The sequence below is a fragment of the Rathayibacter iranicus NCPPB 2253 = VKM Ac-1602 genome, assembly GCF_003149025.1.
GTDB lineage: Bacteria > Actinomycetota > Actinomycetes > Actinomycetales > Microbacteriaceae > Rathayibacter > Rathayibacter iranicus.
The window spans coordinates 2,227-4,580 of sequence record NZ_QGDV01000034.1 but is presented as its reverse complement, the minus strand read 5'-3'; the positions used below and the strand labels follow the sequence as shown (position 1 = coordinate 4,580).

Below are 2,354 nucleotides of genomic sequence, written 5' to 3'. Positions count from 1 at the left end.
CCCCGGGTCCCCGGGTCGTAGGCGCGGTGGCCGAGCCATTCCAGTCCCGCGATGGCGAGGCCACCGGACCCGGTGATGCTGATCCCGGCGGGGAGGGTGATGCCGGGCGGCAGTCCGGTATCGGGGCCGACGCCCCAGAGGTCGTCGGCGTTGGTCGCGCGTTCGGCCCGCCAGCTGCCGCCGGTCCAGGTGTCGCCGATGCCGGTGACGCCTCCCGGCGTGGCAAGGATCGGAGTGTCACCTACCGCGAGGAGTGCGGGGGCGTAGGAGGCGGTGTCCCACCAGGTGGTAGCCCCGTTGATGCTGGCGAGTTCGCCGAGGGTATCGACGTGCAGGGCGGTCGTGGTGGTGCCGTGTGGGGTGGTGTCGGTGATGGTGTTGAGCCAGCCGGCGGGGCTCCAGGCGTAGGAGCGGTGGCTGCCGTCGGCGGCGGTGACGTGGGTGCGGCGGCCGAGGCCGTCGTAGCGGTACTCGATCCGGGAGCCGTCATCCCGAGTGGTGGCAAGCAGTTGCCCGGCGGCGTCGTATTCGTGGACGCTCGTGCGGCCGTCGGGGCCGGTTTCGCGGGTGAGGCGTCCGCCAGCGTCGTACTCGAACGTCGACGCACCGGTGCCCGCGCCCGCGTTGGTGCCCGTGTTGGTGCGGGTTTCGAGGAGTTGCTGGGCGTGGTCGTACCGGTATTCGACGCTGCCGGTGGGTCCGTCGAGGCGGGTGATGCGGCCGTCCTCATCCCGGATCACCCGCGTCCGCCCCGCCCCGCTGCCGGTCCCGCTGCCGGTCTGGGTGGTGTGTTCGGTGACGTACCCGTCGTGGTGTCGCCAGGACTGGGTGATGCCGCCGGCGGTGGACGCGGTCAGGTGTCCGGCGGCGTCGTACTCGAAGCTCGCGCGGCCCAGGCTGGGGTGTTCGATCGCGGTGACCCGCCCGGTGCTGTCGCGTTCATACCGGGTCCGCGCCCCATCCGGCCCCACCATGGCGGTCCGGTTTCCGTCGGCGTCGTACTCCCACGCGAGGCCGTGGCCGTTGCGGGTGCGGCGGATGAGCTGGTCCCGGCGGTTCCAGGCGAGCGTGTGTTCGATGGGTCCGTCGGGTGCGGTGTGGTCGGTGATGACTGCCTGGCGGGCTGATAGGTCGCGGCGGGTTTCGGAGAGCAGGCGTCCGTCGGCGCTGAGGCTGGTTTCGCGGCCAGACGTGTCGTAGGTCCAGGACAGGCGGTGCCCGTCGGGGTTCTGCTGCCACAGTTGACGTCCCGCCGGGTCGTAACCGGCGGTCGTGGTCCGGCCGAGTGGATCGGTCGCCGCGACCGCATGGTCGGCCGCGTCGAACACCCGCCGGGTGATCCCGCCGAGCGGGTCGGTGATGGTCGTGTTGCGGCCGCGCTGGTCGTACTCGTATCGGGTGACTCCGCCGACCCCGTTGACGGCTTCGATGAGTTGCCCGGCGGGGTCGTACCGGTATCGGCGGGTCCCGTGCCAGGAGTCCCGCGACCACACGACCCGCCCGAGCAGGTCGTACCGGTACCGGGCCGTCCCGCGACCGGGGCTGTGGCGGGCGGTGACGCGGCCGGCCGCGTCGTATTCGCTCCAGCCGGTGTCTCCGGTGGGTCCGGTCCATCGGGTGTGGCGTCCGTCGGCGTCGTACTCGAGGGTGGTGCGGGCGCCGGCGGGGTCGGTGATCGCGGTGAGGCGTCCGCACCGGTCGTACTCAAACCGGGTCGTCGCGCCGGAGGGGATGGTCTGTTCGATGATGCGCCCGGCGGCGTCGCGGGTGAGGCGGGTGAGGGCTCCTTCCTCGTCGACGAGTTCCACGGGGCGCCCGCACCGGTCATACACGGTGAGCGCCGTGGACCCGTCCTGCGCTTCAGTGGCGACGGGCCGGCCGAGGGGGTCGAAGCGGGTGCGGGAGGACACCGTCCCGTCGGAGACGGCCGTCGTGCGCGGATCGGTGAACACACTCGCCCGCATCCCCGTCGGGTCGATCAGGGCACTCAGGCCGCCGTCCGCGTCGTACTCGCGACGCCACAAATGCCCCGCGGGATCCGTGGTCTCGGTGAGGCGGGACAGGGCGTCGTACCCGAACTGCCACGATGTCCCGTCGGGGAGGATCGCGGCGGACACGTTGCCGAGGTCATCGAACTCCCGGCCGATCACCCGACCCAAAGGGTCGATGGTCCGGGACACGGCGCCGTGCTCCCCGTGCTCCATCACGGTCCGGGCGCCGAGGGGGTCGATGATCCCGGTCAGGCGTCCGCCGCCGTCGTACTCATACCGCCACGTCGCGCCGAGCGGGTTCCGGCGGGAAGCGAGCTGTCCGGTCGGGGTGTAGCGGTACTCGGTCCGCGCGCCCGACGGGGA

At 72.3% G+C, this 2,354-nt stretch carries 1 pseudogene; it reads right to left on the bottom strand.

The features are described from left to right. Nucleotides 1-2,354, bottom strand: a pseudogene (locus B0H03_RS16840) (DUF6531 domain-containing protein); the annotation flags it as partial.